Below are 17,525 nucleotides of genomic sequence, written 5' to 3' on the forward strand. Positions count from 1 at the left end.
AATTCACCTATAAGCTGTTGATCGTAAAGACAGAGGATAACGTTCAATAACATTGTGCGTATAAATGAGCACTATTGCAATGTCTCTTCTGCTATTACAATTGAAGTTTGCCTATATAAAAGAAGCAGGATAAGCTAGATACTAGTATGTTGAAAGTAAACTCAATAAACCATAACTTTGCATTTAATTGGAAACTATTCAATTCGCTAAATAAAAACCATTAAATAAAAACCTTCAAAAAAGAGAGTCATTATGTCGGATAAATTTATAAAATCCAGAGCCGCTATTGCTTGGGGGCCACAGCAGCCACTGTCTATCGAAGAGGTGGATGTTATGTTGCCGCGTAAGGGTGAAGTCTTGGTTAAGATTTTAGCTAGCGGCGTTTGCCACACTGACGCTTATACTTTGTCTGGTAAAGACCCAGAAGGCGTTTTCCCTGCGATCCTAGGTCACGAAGGCGGCGGTATCGTCGAGCAAGTGGGCGAGGGCGTGACCAGCGTGCAAGTGGGCGATCATGTTATTCCGCTTTATACCCCTGAGTGCGGCATTTGTGAATATTGTTTATCAAACAAGACTAACCTGTGTCAGCAAATTCGTGAGACGCAAGGTAAAGGCTTGATGCCAGACGGTACTACGCGCTTTTATAAAGACGGAGAGCCGATTTATCATTATATGGGCTGCTCAACTTTCTCTGAATACACAGTGTTGCCTGAGATCTCCATCGCCAAGATCGACAAAGACGCACCTTTAGAAAAAGTTTGTTTATTAGGCTGCGGCGTGACCACTGGTATCGGCGCGGTTATGAACACGGCGCAAGTCGAAGAAGGCTCTACGGTAGCGATATTTGGTTTGGGCGGTATTGGTCTTGCTGCGGTCATCGGCGCAACGATGGCAAAAGCCAGTCGTATTATTGGTATCGATCTCAACGAAGATAAATTCGAGCTGGCTAAAAAGCTTGGCGCAACCGACTGTATCAACCCTAAAGATTATGACAAGCCTATTCAGGAGGTCATTGTCGAGCTGACCGATGGCGGTGTGGATTATTCTTTTGAATGTATCGGTAACGTTGATGTCATGCGCTCAGCGCTTGAGTGCTGCCACAAAGGCTGGGGCGAATCTACTATTATCGGCGTTGCTGGTGCAGGCGAGGAGATCTCAACCCGTCCGTTTCAGTTGGTGACAGGTCGCGTCTGGCGCGGTTCAGCATTTGGCGGAGTCAAAGGCCGCTCAGAGCTGCCCGGCTATGTTGAGAGCTATATGGAAGGCGACTTTCCACTAGATGACTTTATCACTCATACTATGCCTTTAGAAGATATCAATAAAGCCTTTGAATTAATGGATAAGGGCGAGAGTATTCGTTCAGTGATTCATTATTAAACCTTAAAGGTTTTAAAACGATAAAATCAAAACCATAAAAAGCTGCTCCTATAAAAGGGGTAGCTTTTTTTATTAGTCTTTTGTAGAGATATAAAGGTGGGTTACGTCTTACCGTCATTCTCTATAAGAGTTTGGTAGAACTAACCCACGCTACTCACTTTGCTAAGTCTTAGTAGGTTGGCGTAGAGCTTGCGACACCCAGCGATTTTGAGTTAATAATTTGAATCAATAATGTATTAAGTCTCTTATACAATTAACCCTACATATTTGCCAATTGCTCTAAAATGCGCTTAAAACTATCAACTCCTTGCGCGCCGCTAACCAGATGACGCTCATTAAAAATAATAGCGGGCACACTTTGAATGCCTTGCTGTTGCCAGTGTTGCTCCTCTTCTCGTACGTCCTTAGCAAAGCGCTGATCTTCTAGCACCGCTAGCGCCTCACTACGATCTAAGCCAATCTCCGAAGCGATATCAGCAAGGACTTCTTTATTGGAGATATTGCGGCCATCGGTAAAGTGCGCGGTAAATAACGCTTGCTTTAAATCGTGCCTTTGTCCTTGCTGATCCGCCCAGTGTAGTAGCTGGTGCAAATTGAAGGTATTGTGCATGCGTGTATCATCATTAAAGTTAAACTCAAAGCCAACCTCTCTGCCAGCTTCTATCATTCTTGCGCGGCTGGCGTCAGACTCTTGTGTGCTGGAGCCATACTTCTCCATAATATGCTCGCGCAGATTTTGCCCCTCGCTTGGCATGTTGGGATTGAGCTCGAACGGATGCCAGTGGATATCAAACTCAGTATTGGTTTGTTCAAGTGCTTTTGCTAGCTGTTTATAGCCAACGACGCACCAAGGACAAACGACGTCTGAAACAATATCTATGCGTAATGGTTTCTTTGAATTACTCATGTTAGCTCCTTAATTTTATTTACTGATTGCTATTGATAACACGATACTGGCATTATTTCAGTTGAGCTTAGTAAGCATACAACTGTGTTTACTTAAACTTACAAAATTAATAATCTGATAAAAACAATATCAGCATATACAGATTGTAATTGGAAGGGTAAGTACCAAGAAATAAAAGCGCTTATAGTTGTGTCCGCTCTAGCTTCTATAATCTGTACAACTTATAAGCTTTATAATTTGTCATAAAGATCATACTAATTTTGGAGTAGCTAATGAAAAATATAACTGAAGTTATGGAAAATCGCTATAGCGTCAAAGATTATGACCCTAGCAAAAAGATCTCAGCAGAGGAGTTGCAAAATCTAAAAGATGTACTGCGTCTCAGCCCTTCAGCAACTAATATTCAACCTTGGCATTTTATAATCGCTGAAGATGATACGGCCAAAGCTCGAATCGCCAAAGCTACTGATGAGCATCATGAGGCCAACTCTGCAAAAATCAAAAAGTGCTCACACGTTATCGTGTTTTGTAGTCGCGCTTATGCCGCTGATGACTACTTGCAACAGCTGTTAGAAAAAGAAGACGCTGATGGGCGTTTTACTGAGCCTAAGCGCAAACAGGAGATGGACAATAAACGCAAAAAGTCAGTAAACAACCACCGGTTTAGTACGAAAGATGAGCCGTATTGGTTGGCTGAGCAGGTTTATATCACTATGGGGGCTTTGCTGCTTGGGGCTGCCATGCTCAAGATTGACGCTACGCCAATGGAAGGGGCTGATTTTGCGGTCATTGATGAGGAATTTGATCTACATAGTAAAGGTCTAACAGCAGTAGGCATCGTGTGTCTTGGCTATAGTAGTGGTGAGGGTTATAATATAGACTTGCCTAAATCACGCTTAAGCGCAGAGATGGTCTTTACAGAACTGTAATCACTTTTAGCGTTTTAAAAAATACCATGTCAAAGAGATAATCGCTTCAAAATATAGGTTTTGCAGCTCTCATTCATCTGGTTTAATTACAGCATAAGATATCATGCGCCCTAGTAGGAGATAACCTATTATGATTTGGCTAAAAATGCTTATTGGGGCGTTAATGGTATTGATAATTCAGTTGTTTGCGCAAAGCCGATTCTTCTATTTGGCGGCGCTTGCACCCTTATTTCCAACGTTTACTTTGATCAGTCACTTTTTGGTAAGTACTCAGCGTAGTGCTGCTGATTTTAAAGTGGCGCTAATATTTAGTATGTTAGGCGTTGTACCGCATCTTATTTATACGCTAATAGTTTTTTTTAGTTTCAGTCATCTCGGTTTATACAAGGCATTATTATTAGGAGCACTAGGTTGGTTATTGGCTGCGGCTGTTTTAGTCATGACATGGCAACATTTACAAATATAACGATGAAAAATCGCTAAGCGCTCTTTTTATTGTTCAGTTTGTCAAACCAAGCATCATTGTATACAGTCGTGGCAGAATTAAAGCTTACATATATCTTTTCATGGTTTAATGAAGCATACCAATGTTCATCATTATAGCCAGTAAACAGTTGAAAATATTTATCATTGACAATGTCACCTACTACGTAAGTGTTTCCTGCCGAATAAAAAGTATTACCAGTTGTACACAACAACTTGTCACCAGGGCTTATCATAATATTTAACTCCTTATATTCGGTAAAAGTAATATATACATAAGTTTAGCCGAATATAGATATAAATACAATAAAGACAGTTTCTACAGGGTTTTTATTATCAATTGTTGGGCTGATTAAACTGACTTAATTATGATTTCTATATATTTGTCAATACATTAAAATTTTTGAGCGAGTATTGTAAGCTAGCAGGTGACCATGCTTTGTTTTAATTTTTATCCTTAACAGCCGCGTTGATGGTAAAATTATTACTAAAGTTGCTAAAGCGTTACTAAAGGTTTCAAGCTTTACTATATTATCTATTCACTATCATAAAAAGGACAGGTATGAAAACCTATCACGACTTAGTAAGCGCGGCAAAAGCTCAAATTATTGAAGTATCACAGCCGCAAGCGCAAGCAGCTTGTGATAAAGCGGACTTAATTATTGATGTGCGCGAGCCTGAGGAATACGCGGCAGGTCATATCGAAGGGGCGCTATTGGTGCCGCGTGGTATTTTAGAATTTAAAATTAATGAGCTAACCGCTAATAAAGGCGCTGACACCGACATGGTAATTTATTGCCAAGTAGGGGGACGCTCAGCGTTGGCGGCGCAGACGCTACAAACCCTTGGTTATAAAAATGTCGTCTCTTTAGTGGATGGCTATGAGGGCTGGGCTGAGGCTGGTATGCCTGTGGTAAAGGAAGCTGATAAAAGTTAGTATCTTTAATAAAATCAATAAAAAAAGCAAGACATTAAATGCCTTGCTCTTTAGTTATAAATACAGCCTGACTTATTTATAGAGCTAAGCTAGCTAGCATACTTAGCGCAAAACGCCGGCTGCCAATAAAGCTGGGTGGCATAAAACTCGCCGCCGTGCAGTCGACCTTCGTAATTATTGTCAAAGATAATTTTAAATTGGCAAGTCTCTAAGTTATCGTTAGCATCATAAAACTTGAGCATATAATCCCACTCACGAGCATTAAAGCCTTCTTTAAAATGCGGGGTGCCAATGGCTTGATAGATCTCATCTTTGCTACTGCCGACTTTTATTTTAGCGATGTCATTTTTATCTACTATTTTGCCTGACTTTTGCCACGCGCCAGCTTGCTCAGGAAAGACTAGGTTGTCAGCATTAACAGCGCCATGATTAGCGCCGGGGCTGACATACCAACTACAGCCAGTAGCGGTAAGGACAAGAGTGGCGGCTAGTAAATTTACTGTGCGGCGATATCCAAATAATTTCATTATTTATTCCTTGTTATGCTTTTAGGTCAGCGGCTAACGCCTGCATTCGTCCAAAATAATGTGTTCGAATGCAGGCGCTGCTACAAATAGTTAGCGTTGATTTAGAAATGAAAGCCTGCACCGATAGCGCCGCCAGCATTGCCCTGCGTATCTGCAGTGCCATTGGCCTTGATTACCCAACGACCGTTGTCAGATACTTTTGAGACCCCAACCGCTACCGCACTTTCGCCATTGTATGAGGCAATACCGCCGCCGACCATTGACTTACCTGGAATGTAGGCTTGCGGTAATGAAGACATCGCCATAGCGGCTGATATACCGGCGTTAGCCTCATCTTCGACCTCGTTGATCTTATAACCTAGCTCGCTGACATTACTATTGAGTCTTCTATCAAGGGCGCTTAATTGACCGAAGTTAACCGCGTCTGTGGCATCAATACCATCTGCGACCCCAGTAACTACGCTACCGCCAGCATTGATACCATTGGTGGTCATACTGGGACCATTTTGGATAGTTACGCCGCTATTATTAACGGTTGTATTGCCAGTGGTAATGCTCTGAGCGCTCACGGTATCGACATTGATATTGCCGTTTAAATCGAACTGAATACCACTATCGCTAGCGGTGGTGGTAATATTATCGCCACCCACAAAGCTTATCGCGCTATTGTCACCTATTGGCTGGTTAATAGTCGCGCCGCTATCGGCACTAAAGTTTAGCCCCGCATTTAGCCTACCCGTATTGTCCTGAATATCACTGCTGTTGCTGGCGATATTAGCGGTATTATTACTGACCGCAGCGTTAGTGCTGGCATTGTTTTGCTGGATGGAGGAGATCGCACCGTCAATGGTGCTTGCGCCGGTGCCGCCGATATTGGTTGCCGTAATAACGCCGCCAGTGTTGGTCGCATTACCACCGATAACTCCGGCAATAGAGTCTGCTGTGTCATTGAGCTGACCACCGTTAATAGCATCTCTGCTGCCCGTTGCAACATTGCCGTTTTGTACGTTGGTGATGAGGGTACCCTCTGCACCGCCGCCCAAAGTGATCTGGTTTTGATTCACCGAGCCATTAGCATCTCTATCATACTGCACAGCGGCATCATTGAGCTGTCCTGTTTGCGTGTTCACGGCTGTTAGCGCGTCTTGTACGGTATTGTACTGATTGCCGCCCACATTTAGATTGGCATTGATTTGCCCATTATCAGCGACTGTCGTGTTACCGCCCAGTACGGAGCCAAGCTGACCCACGTTCAGTGCATCGGTGTTTGCTGTACCGGCAGCTACCCCTGCGATTTGACGATTGCCGTCGGTGCCTGCAACGTTGATGGACGTACCACCGGTCGCCGCGCCTATAGTAATCACGTTTTGATTGCCTGCTTGCTGTACCAGTCCGATATTACCGGTTACTAGATTACTCAAAGTCGTGTCAACCGCTCTTAGCTGAGCGACGTTAACGGCATCAGAATCTGCTGTACCTGCGGCAACACCAGTGACTTGTCTATATATGTCATTATCAGCATCGCCTACCGCTACGGCACCTGTGCTACTAGTAGTAGCCAAAATAGCGTCATTAGCATCACTGGTATCTGCTCGATAACCTGTAATGCCAGCACCGGTAGTAGCCGCCGAGCCGGTACCGAGTACTACTGAACCGTCGACGCTTTGGGTGACATTGTTACCCAGTACAAAGGTATCGCTGCTATCAATAGCATTGTTATTACCTACTGAATAGATAGCTATTATCACCGTTGATGATCGTTGGGTCACCAAAGGCTCCTGAGTTATTACCATTAACAATATTTCGAGTACCGACACTTATAGACTGATTACCGTTGGCTTGAGAGCCGTTACCAATGGCGATAGAGGAGGCACCGCCAACTTGTGAGTCTTTACCGATGACTACCGCGTTGGTCGCATTATCTGAGGCCAGCGTGTTGTGCCCTAGGGCAATAGTGCTTTCTGCATCCGCTGCCACAATGGCGTTAACCCCGATAGCAGTAGAATTATCAGCGCCTGCACTTGAGTCATTAGTGTTACCCAAATTACTTGTAGCATTCACTGCATTGGTATGGGCAAACTTGACACCTTCAGTATTCATCTTTTGTACGGTTTGACCGATACTCAAACGATCGGTAACTTCTTGACCTGCCACATCATAGGTTAAAAATAAAGAGTCCGTATTGGCATTATCTGGTTGAGAGTTAACGACTTGCTGGGCGACATTCACCGTAGTAATAACGTTGCCATCTTGGTCAGTAACTTCAACATCAGTAATGTTGTTAGCGATAATACTATCGAGCTGACCTTTATTGACCGCATCTGCTGCGTTAACGCCGTTTGCGACATTAGTAAGCGTAGTGCCACCACTGACAACTACGTTATTACCATTCTCATCTGTACCGATGATAGCTGGAGTACCAGCAAAACTAACGTTATCGTAGTTTACCGTGTCATCAGCATTGCGATCATACTGAACGCCGCCTGCGGCTATATTGCCAGTGATAGCATCTAGTTGACCTTTATTGACAGCATCCGTTGCTAATGTGCCCGCTTCTAGATTACTAATTTTTATGCTACCAGCGTTAATACCTGTAGCGCTAATGCTAGGTCCTGTCGCTCCAGCGCTGTTATTAAAGCTTAGACCAGTTTGGTTAACCATGACGCTGTTGCCAGCATTGTCGTTAGTTGTAAAGCCGTTTGCACTATAATTGCTGGTATTGCTGCCATCAGTTACCGTATTGCCAGCACTGCTCAATGTGGTCACGTTTGCGCCATCATTAATCGTCACGCCGCTATTATTAGTTACGGTATTGCCAGTGGTTAAACTGTCGAGGACGAGATTATTTGCCGTGGCGACTTGATAGTTGGTAGAGCCATCAGCATTAGTAGTAGTAGCGATGACAATGTTATCGCCTTCGCTCACCGTGCTCTTGGCTTTGATCGCTGTGTCATTAACGGATGTAATCGCCTCGTCAATGTTGTCAACACCAGTACCACCAATATTGGTCGCCGTGATGACGCCGCCAGTATTGACTGCGTTGCCACCAACAATGGTGCTAAGAGCTTCTGCGCTAGCATTTAACTGCTCACCAGTAATCGCATCTGTCGATCCTGCTGCGACGTTACCATTGGCAAGTCCAGTTAGGGTGCGTACGCCATCAGTGCCAGCAATGTCGATGCTGGTACCACCAGTCTGAGCGCCAACGGTAATCGCGCCTGTACCGGCATCTTGACGCACGATACCGGTTCTGCCGTTTGCCAAATCAGCAATGCTGCCAGTATTGCCAGCAATGTTATTAGCATTAGTATTGATATTGCCAGCATTGGTTGTAATGTCAGCAGTATTGGCAGCGGTACGAGTATTAAGATTACCAAGCGCATCGCCGACATTGTTGACTGTCGTGTCAGTACCAGTACCATCGTCTAAGGTATAAGCTGGCGGGGTATAAGTATCGGTCGCTGCGTCGTAGCCAGCATTACCACCAAGGGCTGTAACATTACCTTGCGACGCATTGCGGTTGTCGGTGATATCATTAGCGTTAGTAGTCACGTTATTGTTAGTGGTGTTGAGCTGGTCGCCGGTGATGGCATCACTAGAACCAGTCGCTACATTACCATTAGCTAGACCAGTTAGAGTGCGTACGCCATCAGTACCATTAAGGTCTACGCTGGTGCCGCTAGTACTATTACCAATAGTGATAGCTCCTGTACCTGCATCTTGACGGACGATGCCAGTTCTGCCATTGGTTAAGTTAGCGATGTCGCCAGTATTGGTAGTAATGTTGCCTGTGTTGGTAGCGATGTTGCCAGTATTAGTGGTGACATTAGTATTGGTCGCATTAAGCTGGCTGCCATTGATCGCGTCCGTACTGGTGGTACTCAGTTCACCATCGGCGATATTGGACAAGACCGTTGGCGTGGTTGTACTGCCATCCGCTGCTTGCACAGACGCTAGAATATTATCGACCGCAACCGTACTACCGCTGCCATTGGCCACCGTATTGAAACTACCGTCCGCTTGTTTATATAATCTTGTACCATCAGTAGTCGTATAAACCACTGGTAGCTGGGCACTATCACTCAAAGCTTGCGCGTTAACGGCAAGATCAAACGATCGAGCATTACCATCAGCAGTTTCAATGACACTAATAGAGCTATTGCTTGAGGTGACTGATGTCCGCGAACCATCAACATAATCTTTATTGGTCACATCAGTGCCAGCGGTGGGTGCATTATTCACGGTAACGGTATCAAAGGTTGGGGTAGCGCTCATTTGCACCTCAATACCGGTTGCCGTGGCAGCTGTGGTGATATTGCCATTATCACCACTGATATTAAAGGTGTCGCCAAGTTGACGCTCAATCGTGCCGCTATCCGCTGCAAAGGTAAGTGGCGTTTGCACCGCGGTGTTGATAGCACTGATGGCATCGCCAACATTGTTGACGGTACTACTGGTACCAGTGGCATCACCTGGGTTGGTAAACACCGTGTATTTAGGCGCGGTATAAGTATCGGTTGCGGCATTGTATTCAGCACCGCCACCGAGCGCGGTGACATTGCCTTGTGACGCATTGCGGTTGTCAGTGATGTCAGTAATGTTGGCAGTAATGCTATTAGCGTTCGTAGTCACATTGATATTAGTCGTATTAAGCTGATCACCAGTAATCGTATCCGTAGAATCCGCCGCGACATTACCATTAGCGAGTCCGGTTAGGATGCGTACGCCATCAGTGCCAGTAAAATCAATGCTAGTGCCGCCAGTCTGAGCACCAACGCTAATAGCGCCTGTACCTGTATCTTGACGCACGATACCGGTTCTACCATTTGTCAGATCAGCAATGCTTCCGGTGTTGCCAGCAATGTTATTAGCGTTAGTATTGATATTGCCAGCATTGGTTGTGGTACGAGTATCAAGATTATCAAGCGCGTCGCCGACATTGTTGACGTTAGTTGTGACTCCCGCATTGGTACCATCGTCTAAGGTATACGTGGGCGCGGTATAAGTATCGGTTGCTGCATTATAGCTAGCACCACCCCCAAGGGCGGTGACATTGCCTTGTGATGCATTGCGGTTGTCGGTGATATTGCTAGTGTTAGTTGCGATATTGCTAGTATTGGTAGTGATATTACCCGTATTCGTGGCAATGTTATTCGCATTGGTAGTTACGTTGGCATTAGTCGCATTAAGCTGATTGCCAGTCACCGCTTCTGTCGATCCAGCAGCAATAGTACCATCAGCTACATTAGTGATTTTAGCACCGCCGACATCTAAACCATTAGCTGTGCTGGTTAATACGGTATTGTTAGTGCCATCGCCAACCGTTAGTTGAGTAACACTAATATCGTCTGCTAAATCGTAATTAATCGCATTATCTGATACGGTAGCGACAAGATTGCCATCATTATTAGTAAAGGTAACCACTTCACCCGGTTGAATATTGTTTGCTGTACCATTGTCAGCGGCGATACCAAAGCCTAGATCAGCTCGGGAGAGGGCAGTATTGGCTGTGGTTTGGGCGTTGTCTGCTGACCCTTGTGCATTGTCTGCTGCGGTTTGAGCAGTCGCAACATTGGTGTTAGTGGTATTAAGCTGATCACCAGTAATCGCATCTGTTGATCCTGCTACAACGTTACCATTCGCCAGACCGGTTAGAGTGCGTGCACCATTGCTACCAGTAAGGTCAATACTGTTGCCACCGGTAGTTGCACCAACAGTAATAGCGCCAGTACCAGCGTCTTGACGCACGATACCGGCTCTGCCGTTGGTTAAATCAGCAATGCTGCCAGTGTTGCCAGTAATATTATTGGCGTTAGTATTAATATTGCCAGCATTGGTGGCGATATCTCCAGTGTTGGCGGTGGTACGAGTATCAAGATTACCTAGCGCGTCATCGACATTGTTGAAGCTATCAGTGTCATTGTTTAAACTATACGTGGGCGCGGTATAAGTATCGGTTGCTGCATTATAGCTAGCACCACCCCCAAGGGCGGTGACATTGCCTTGTGAGACATTACGATTGTCGATGATGTCGCTCGTATTGGTTGCAATGTTGCTAGTATTAGTTGCAATATTATTCGCGTTAGTATTAACGTTAGTATTAGTCGCATTAAGCTGATTGCCAGTCACCGCTTCTGTCGATCCAGCAGCAATGGTGCCATCGACGATGTTAGTAATTTTATCACCGCCGACATCTAGGCCGTTGGCCGTGCTGGTTAAGACAGTATCATTAGTGGCATCGCCGACCGTGAGTTGATTGACGCTGATATCGTCTGCTAAACCATAATTGATAGCATTGTCTGACACGGTAGCGACAAGATTATTATCGGTATTAGTAAAGGTTACGGCTTCGCCCAACTGCACGTTATTTGCTGTGCCATTATCGGCTGCAATACCGAAGCCTAGATTGGCTTGGGTTAGGGCGCTATTAGCAGTGGTATTGGCAGTATTGGCTGTGGTTTGGGCGTTGTCGGCTGCTGTTTGTACGTTAGCAACCGTGATATTGGTAGCACTAAGCTGGTCACCAGTAATGGCGTCCGTAGAACCCGTCGCGACGTTACCATTGGCCAGGCCGGTTAGGGTACGTCTGCCACTGGTGCCAGTAAAGTTGACACTGTTGCCACCAGTATTGCTGCCGACGGTGATAGGTGCCGTGCCGTTGTCTTGACGGACGATACCGGCTCTGCCATTGGTTAGGTTGGCGATGTTATTTGTATTACCAGTAATGTTGTTAGCATTAGTATTAATACGACCAGTATTTGCAGTAACATTGTTATTTGTGTCTTCAAGCGCTGAATTAGTGGCTGCTAATTGACTACCGTTGATAGCATCAGTACTGCTAGAATCAATTCTACCGCCAGCCACATTTTTTATCTGACGTTCAAGCCCCGTTGCCCCAACAGAGACCTGTGCACCTGTTTTAACTGGACCGCCTGCACCGTCTAGTACACTACCAGCAAAATTATAAGTTTTACCGCCTATCACGACGGTTTTTTCAGAGGTAGCATTTTTATCGGTCTCGGCTCCAGCACCTAGAGCAACTGAACCTGCTTTTGTAGCGGTGGCTGATACGCCAAAAGCAGCAGAACCCACACCAATGGATGTGGCCTGAGTACCAAAGGCTGTTGATAAGGCGCCAACAGACTGTGCTTGTACACCAACAGCGACTGAGGCGGGACCTGCAGTTTCGGTACCGATGTACTGTCTTCTATTAACATCTGGAATATTTGGATTACTTGCACCGTTGGCATCTGTATAGACTAAATCACGACCTGCAAACTTCCTAAAGGCTTGATTGACATCGCCACTGTTTAAAGCTGCGTTACTAGTACCATCTGTATTACGTTTTGAGGCTGAATCTAAATCGTCACCACCAATCGCAATAGAAGAGCTACCATTGGCACGTACATTAGCGCCAAATCCTATAGATTGATCGCCCTTTGTTTGAGCATCATAGCCTATAGCGATACTTTGCGCGCCCTGGGTAGCACCTGCGTTTGCCTTAGTGGTCGCGGTACCGCCTATTGCTATATTGTTTCTACCGCTAGCATCGCTGTTACAGCCTATGGCGATATCACCGGTAGACTTGTTTGCTGCGGTACTAGGATTACTAGTTGCATCACAAACGTTAGTATCTATTGAGTTAGGCCCTACAACAGCTACCGCCTGCATACTAAATCCAGCACTAGCCAGCCCTATGCACAGTGCACTGAGACGCAATAGTTGCGCACCTCCTGTTACCGTGTCATTGAATGTACTTGATGAGTCTGAGGTAACAGTAGTACTTGATGATTTACCGCGGCTTTTAGCATATTCTGCGACAGCCATAAAGCAGTTTAGTGATTGGTTCCAGATAACTTTGTAGTTACGATTCATAGAGTAAACATCCTGTCATAGTCACAACACTACTTAACAGCAGCACAGCTTGTAAGACTTAATTAAAATTTATAAAAAGAAGATTTATACTCACACAAAATATAAATATTTCATCAATAACCATGTACTGTTGAGATAAATTGTTCTTTTGGTAAGTGCTCTTACGTTGCAATATTTATTCCATGATTGTTATATTTTTGTAAAAAATAGCTTAAACATAAAAACAAAAAGAGACATACTTAATATTACATCTTGACAAGTGTTTAGTTATAGTTTCTAGATTGGCATTTTAACGTTGTGATAAGGGATGTTACTGCCCCAGTACAAAAGCGATAACAAAAAAGACCCTGTTTATAGAGTCTTTTTTTTATTGTCTTTATATATCAAATAAAACGCTAAAACGATGCAGGCAAACTTCCATGATAGAACCAAAGTTAGAAACCCAGCGCCTCATCCTTCGGCAATGGCAACCTGACGACTTAGCAGTGTTTGCCCAGATGAACGCAGATCCTGAAGTGATGCAATATTTCCCTAAGCTATTATCACCAAAGCTAAGCGATGCGATAGCTCATAAATGCCAGCAGCTTATTAAAGATAACGGTTGGGGGTTTTGGGCAGTAAGTCTAAAAGATAATCTAGAAAACGACGATAAATTTATCGGTATGGTAGGTCTAAACGAGACTCACGCAGATATGCCTTTTGCACCTAGTGTGGAGATTGGGTGGCGGCTGCATAAGGAGTATTGGGGGCAAGGTTACGCTACCGAGGCGGCAAGAGCATCTTTACATTATGCTTTTGAAACGTTAGAGCTTAATGAGGTCGTTGCCTTTACCGCCGTGATTAATAAACACTCGCAGCTCATCATGCAGCGTATTGGCATGAGCGATTCGCGACAGAATTTTTATCATCCCATGCTGGCGCCTAATCATCGTCTTGCTGAGCATGTTTTATATAGAATAACTCGGCAGCAGTGGCGAGAAATCTCTACTGATACATTTAACGTAAATGTCTAACCCTTTCTTGAAAAAGTCAAAATATGCCCCTTAAACGGCAATTCTAAATAAGTCGTATCTTCAGGCTTAACATGTTGACTGCTAAAGCCAAACTCAATCATCTTTGAAGTTAGCTTATTTTTGCGCCCGCGTCCCGGATCAACGATGATCACCTCACACTGAGGATTAGCGTGACGCTCGATAAACTCAGCTAAAATATCAATATGTTGATCTTCATAAAGCAGGTCGCTACCGATTATGATATCAAAGCGCCCAAGATGACTATTATCTTCGCTCCAATCCAAGCGCTCGAAGCTAATCTCTTTATTGTTGTTAAGCGCAGTATTTTTATCTAAGAAATACTCGACCGTCGGATGATAGTCAGTGGCGGTAATATCGGCGTGGCGATGATTGAGCAGTAAGCTGGATAACGCCATGCCGCAGCCTACCTCTAAGATACGCTTACCTGCGATATCATAATTGAGCATGTGATTGGCCAGTACCAAGCTTGATGGCCATATCACCCCAAACATCGGCCAAGACGCTGAGCAAATGCCCAAATCCAGCGCTTCATTGTCAGGATCGCTAAATTGTTGATTGTCACGCAGGGTACAGATATGGATATCGGTGTTGCCAATCTCGATGGTTTGGTAACGCACGCGCACAGTCGTCAGCGCAGTCATAGACGCTCCTAAAAATAAGCAAAAATGCAAAGTTCGGCAAAAAGTGCCGCGATCAAAAGGAGAAGAAAACGCCGTAGTCGCAAACGTAGAGACTGAACGATAGTAACAACAGTATGCCTGATAGCGGGGTAGAGTGTTGTTACTTTGCAGGATACTAGTATTACTGCTATGGTTATAGATATCAATGAAGGCGTAAATGAGCTATTAAGATAGGGGAGTACTTTAAAAGTGTTACTGTGTAGTGCTGCTGGGATAAGTTTTGCGCAGCCTTTGGTTGCAACGACACAGCGTGCAATTAAAATTAATACCAGCAGCACGTGACCAAATATGTCAGTTTTATTTGGGATTGACTATAAAATCACTGTTTATTATAGCCTTTGAGTTCTTCTGCATATGAGAGAATATAATTAATAGCATTTATATTCTTATACAGTATTGACTTTTTTTATCAGCAAGGTAAATTAAATACCCAGCATCAAGCTATTGATCGCTCTGATCGTAAATTTGCGTATCATGAACCATGAGCATCAATTGCCCTTAAACTATCTACTATTTAGTTCAGTACTATTGAATACATGCTAACTTAGTAGATAGAGCAAATACCAAGACCTAAGACGCCAGTCGGCGACCAATCTACTGGTTTTTAATCTCCTCCGTTTTTGCGTCAAACGCATAGAGATGACAGCAGTCTTGTATTGATATCTGCAATTTAGTATCAACAAGACTGTCATCTACCGTAATACGATATGACCTAGATATCGTTGCATACGATCACCCCTTCTATAGTTGAGGAACATATATGAGTATCCGCCAAGCCATCGAAAAAGTTGAAGCCCGTTACGCCCATCAACCTGAATTTGTGCAAGCCGTAAAAGAGGTTGCCCTCACCATCGCACCTTTGTATGACGCTCACCCTGAATTTCAAAAAATGAAGATATTTGAGCGCTTGGTCGAGCCTGATCGTATTATCGCTTTTCGGATAAACTGGGAGAACGATAAAGGAGAAGTACAGGTCAACCGGGGTTGGCGAGTGCAATTTAGTAACGCTTTAGGACCTTACAAAGGCGGATTGCGTTTTCACCCGACAGTCAATCAATCAGTACTCAAGTTCTTAGGTTTTGAGCAGATTTTCAAAAATGCGCTAACAGGTCTGCCGATTGGCGGTGGTAAAGGCGGTTCTGACTTTGATCCCAAAGGCAAGACAGATAGTGAGATTCGCCGTTTTTGCTATGCTTTTATGCGCGAGCTCCATCATTATGTTAGTAAAGATATGGATGTACCCGCAGGCGATATTGGCGTGGGTAGCCGCGAAGTCAGCTATATGTATGCTATGTATAAGAATCTAACGCACGAATATAGCGGTGTGTTGACCGGTAAGGGCGTCGGCTTCGGCGGTAGTCTGATGCGTACTGAGGCGACAGGTTACGGCGCGGTATATTTTTTAGAGAATATGCTCAAAGTACAAAATGATGATATCAAAGGTAAAAAGGTGCTGATCTCAGGAGCAGGTAACGTCTCATTACATGCAGCAGAAAAAGTCTGTATGCTCGGCGGTATCGCTATTACTGTCTCTGATTCAAAAGGTACTTTGTATGATGAAAAAGGACTGAATCAAGAAAAGATAGATTGGCTCAAAAAGCAAAAGGATCAAGGCAAGCCTTTGACAGATTATATCGAAGTCTTTGGCGGTGAGTGGCTTGCAGGTCAAACTCCTTGGCACATAAAAGCAGATATTGCTATCCCATCAGCAACGCAAAACGAAGTTGATGAAGAAGATGCCCAAAAAATGGTTGAAAATGGAGTCAAGTATGTAGTTGAAGGTGCTAATATGCCACTGACTGCTAAAGCTATCGACCGTGTTTGTGAAAACCGTGTGCACTACGCGCCAGGCAAAGCAGCTAATGCCGGCGGGGTGGCGGTATCTGCACTTGAGATGTCACAAAACTCAGTGCGTCAGTATAAAACCTTTGATCAGATCGATGAGCGTCTTAAAAACATTATGAAAAATATTCATGACAGTGCGGCGGCGGCTTCGGAGGAGTACGGACAGACGGATAATGGCTATATCGACTATATGGCAGGAGCCAATATTGTTGGTTTTAAACGTGTCGCTGATGCCCTAGTAGCTTATGGCATTCTAAACTAATAAGCTTTTATACTACTTATTTTGGTAACTAAGTGTGTTTATACTTAAGTGTGTTTACACTATAAGTGCGAGCGCATTATATTCTTTTTGATGTTCATCGTCATAGAGCCTTATGCTAACCCTTTTTCATTATATTAAGACGTTTAAGCTACAAAAGTAATAACTCTTAAAAGCAAACCACATCTCAAGATTGATGATACCGCGTCTATTTCATATAGAGGCGGTATTTTTTTTATCAAAACTATGAACCTGGCATTATTCATAAAATGTTTCTAGGTAGAGGTTGTAAACTTATATCGAATAGTCAAGTTCATACAAAAATGTGCTTCCTATGGTTATATTCTGTAAGATGAATAAGTTTTTCTGGACGCTAAGTGACTAATTTTGTAGAAGTTCTACACTAATTACGCAGCGTTACACTATAGGAGATTTACGTACACTTTATATCTAAAAAATTCTAATCCCTTTGATTATTATGGAGTTCCTACATAACTTCTATAACTTTTGATAAAAACTTTGTTTAATTTATTATTAATTAAGAGTATGTGTTTATTTAGTAGGACGCCGTTATAAAGAAAATATTGTGAATCGTTAATTAGCTTTTTTGTGACAAACCAATTAATACAATAATAAGAGCTGGCATGTCTTTTCTGCTTTCATTGTCATATT

The 17,525-nt window shown here is 43.8% G+C and carries 11 protein-coding genes and 2 pseudogenes; 6 read left to right on the top strand and 7 right to left on the bottom strand.

The window, feature by feature from the left end:
• Positions 1–252: 252 nt before the first annotated feature.
• Positions 253–1,377: an S-(hydroxymethyl)glutathione dehydrogenase/class III alcohol dehydrogenase gene (locus ACR63N_RS03210; RefSeq protein ID WP_367105267.1), complete on the top strand. Its 1,125-nt coding sequence runs from the start codon at positions 253–255 to the stop codon at positions 1,375–1,377.
• Between the two features lie 259 nt (positions 1,378–1,636).
• On the opposite strand, the gene ACR63N_RS03215 is transcribed toward ACR63N_RS03210, so the two are convergent.
• The gene (locus tag ACR63N_RS03215) at positions 1,637–2,284 is read right to left on the bottom strand and encodes a DsbA family oxidoreductase (RefSeq protein WP_367106369.1); all 648 of its coding nucleotides are present in this window, start codon (positions 2,282–2,284) and stop codon (positions 1,637–1,639) included.
• A 272-nt stretch (positions 2,285–2,556) separates the two neighbouring features.
• On the opposite strand from ACR63N_RS03215, the gene nfsB reads away from it, so the two are divergent.
• Positions 2,557–3,213, top strand: coding sequence for an oxygen-insensitive NAD(P)H nitroreductase (gene nfsB / locus ACR63N_RS03220; RefSeq protein WP_367106370.1), 657 nt, complete (start codon positions 2,557–2,559; stop codon positions 3,211–3,213).
• 130 nt (positions 3,214–3,343) lie between these two features.
• Positions 3,344–3,679: a GlpM family protein gene (locus ACR63N_RS03225; protein WP_472782445.1), complete on the top strand. Its 336-nt coding sequence runs from the start codon at positions 3,344–3,346 to the stop codon at positions 3,677–3,679.
• 13 nt (positions 3,680–3,692) lie between these two features.
• On the opposite strand, the gene ACR63N_RS03230 is transcribed toward ACR63N_RS03225, so the two are convergent.
• Positions 3,693–3,932: a hypothetical protein gene (locus ACR63N_RS03230; RefSeq protein ID WP_367106371.1), complete on the bottom strand. Its 240-nt coding sequence runs from the start codon at positions 3,930–3,932 to the stop codon at positions 3,693–3,695.
• Positions 3,933–4,258: 326 nt separating this feature from the next.
• Here ACR63N_RS03230 and ACR63N_RS03235 point away from each other — a divergent pair, with 326 nt between their 5' ends.
• A complete protein-coding gene (locus tag ACR63N_RS03235; protein WP_367106372.1) occupies positions 4,259–4,633 on the top strand; it encodes a rhodanese-like domain-containing protein in 375 nt (124 codons plus the stop codon).
• Between the two features lie 89 nt (positions 4,634–4,722).
• On the opposite strand, the gene ACR63N_RS03240 is transcribed toward ACR63N_RS03235, so the two are convergent.
• From ACR63N_RS03240 to ACR63N_RS03255, 4 genes and pseudogenes are all read right to left on the bottom strand, one after another.
• Positions 4,723–5,160, bottom strand: coding sequence for an outer membrane protein assembly factor BamE (locus tag ACR63N_RS03240; RefSeq protein WP_367106373.1), 438 nt, complete (start codon positions 5,158–5,160; stop codon positions 4,723–4,725).
• Positions 5,161–5,261: 101 nt separating this feature from the next.
• The gene (locus ACR63N_RS03245; RefSeq protein WP_472782704.1) at positions 5,262–6,410 is read right to left on the bottom strand and encodes a YadA family autotransporter adhesin; all 1,149 of its coding nucleotides are present in this window, start codon (positions 6,408–6,410) and stop codon (positions 5,262–5,264) included.
• An 81-nt stretch (positions 6,411–6,491) separates the two neighbouring features.
• Positions 6,492–7,464, bottom strand: a pseudogene (locus ACR63N_RS03250) (trimeric autotransporter adhesin AtaA); the annotation flags it as partial.
• Between the two features lie 204 nt (positions 7,465–7,668).
• Positions 7,669–13,035: pseudogene (locus ACR63N_RS03255) on the bottom strand (ESPR-type extended signal peptide-containing protein); the annotation flags it as partial.
• Between the two features lie 419 nt (positions 13,036–13,454).
• Here ACR63N_RS03255 and ACR63N_RS03260 point away from each other — a divergent pair.
• A complete protein-coding gene (locus tag ACR63N_RS03260) occupies positions 13,455–14,048 on the top strand; it encodes a GNAT family N-acetyltransferase (protein ID WP_367105275.1) in 594 nt (197 codons plus the stop codon).
• Here the strand turns inward: ACR63N_RS03260 and ACR63N_RS03265 are convergent.
• Entirely contained in the window at positions 14,045–14,710 is a 666-nt protein-coding gene (locus ACR63N_RS03265; RefSeq protein WP_367105276.1) for a class I SAM-dependent methyltransferase, read from the bottom strand. The two genes, ACR63N_RS03260 and ACR63N_RS03265, sit on opposite strands and share 4 nt — an antisense overlap.
• Positions 14,711–15,509: 799 nt before the next feature.
• Here ACR63N_RS03265 and gdhA point away from each other — a divergent pair.
• On the top strand, positions 15,510–16,856 hold the full coding sequence (gene gdhA, locus ACR63N_RS03270; protein WP_367105277.1) for an NADP-specific glutamate dehydrogenase: 1,347 nt from the start codon (positions 15,510–15,512) through the stop codon (positions 16,854–16,856).
• The last annotated feature ends 669 nt before the right edge of the window (positions 16,857–17,525 follow it).

The sequence above is a fragment of the Psychrobacter sp. M4 genome, assembly GCF_055699795.1.

Excerpts from the sequence above, each read along its gene's own strand:
- ACR63N_RS03225 (WP_472782445.1), top strand. The coding sequence starts at position 3,344 with ATGATTTGGCTAAAAATGCTTATTGGGGCGTTAATGGTATTGATAATT.
- gdhA (WP_367105277.1), top strand. The coding sequence starts at position 15,510 with ATGAGTATCCGCCAAGCCATCGAAAAAGTTGAAGCCCGTTACGCCCAT.
- ACR63N_RS03215 (WP_367106369.1), bottom strand. The coding sequence starts at position 2,284 with ATGAGTAATTCAAAGAAACCATTACGCATAGATATTGTTTCAGACGTC.
- ACR63N_RS03260 (WP_367105275.1), top strand. The coding sequence starts at position 13,455 with ATGATAGAACCAAAGTTAGAAACCCAGCGCCTCATCCTTCGGCAATGG.
- ACR63N_RS03210 (WP_367105267.1), top strand. The coding sequence starts at position 253 with ATGTCGGATAAATTTATAAAATCCAGAGCCGCTATTGCTTGGGGGCCA.
- ACR63N_RS03265 (WP_367105276.1), bottom strand. The coding sequence starts at position 14,710 with ATGACTGCGCTGACGACTGTGCGCGTGCGTTACCAAACCATCGAGATT.
- nfsB (WP_367106370.1), top strand. The coding sequence starts at position 2,557 with ATGAAAAATATAACTGAAGTTATGGAAAATCGCTATAGCGTCAAAGAT.
- ACR63N_RS03240 (WP_367106373.1), bottom strand. The coding sequence starts at position 5,160 with ATGAAATTATTTGGATATCGCCGCACAGTAAATTTACTAGCCGCCACT.
- ACR63N_RS03235 (WP_367106372.1), top strand. The coding sequence starts at position 4,259 with ATGAAAACCTATCACGACTTAGTAAGCGCGGCAAAAGCTCAAATTATT.
- ACR63N_RS03230 (WP_367106371.1), bottom strand. The coding sequence starts at position 3,932 with ATGATAAGCCCTGGTGACAAGTTGTTGTGTACAACTGGTAATACTTTT.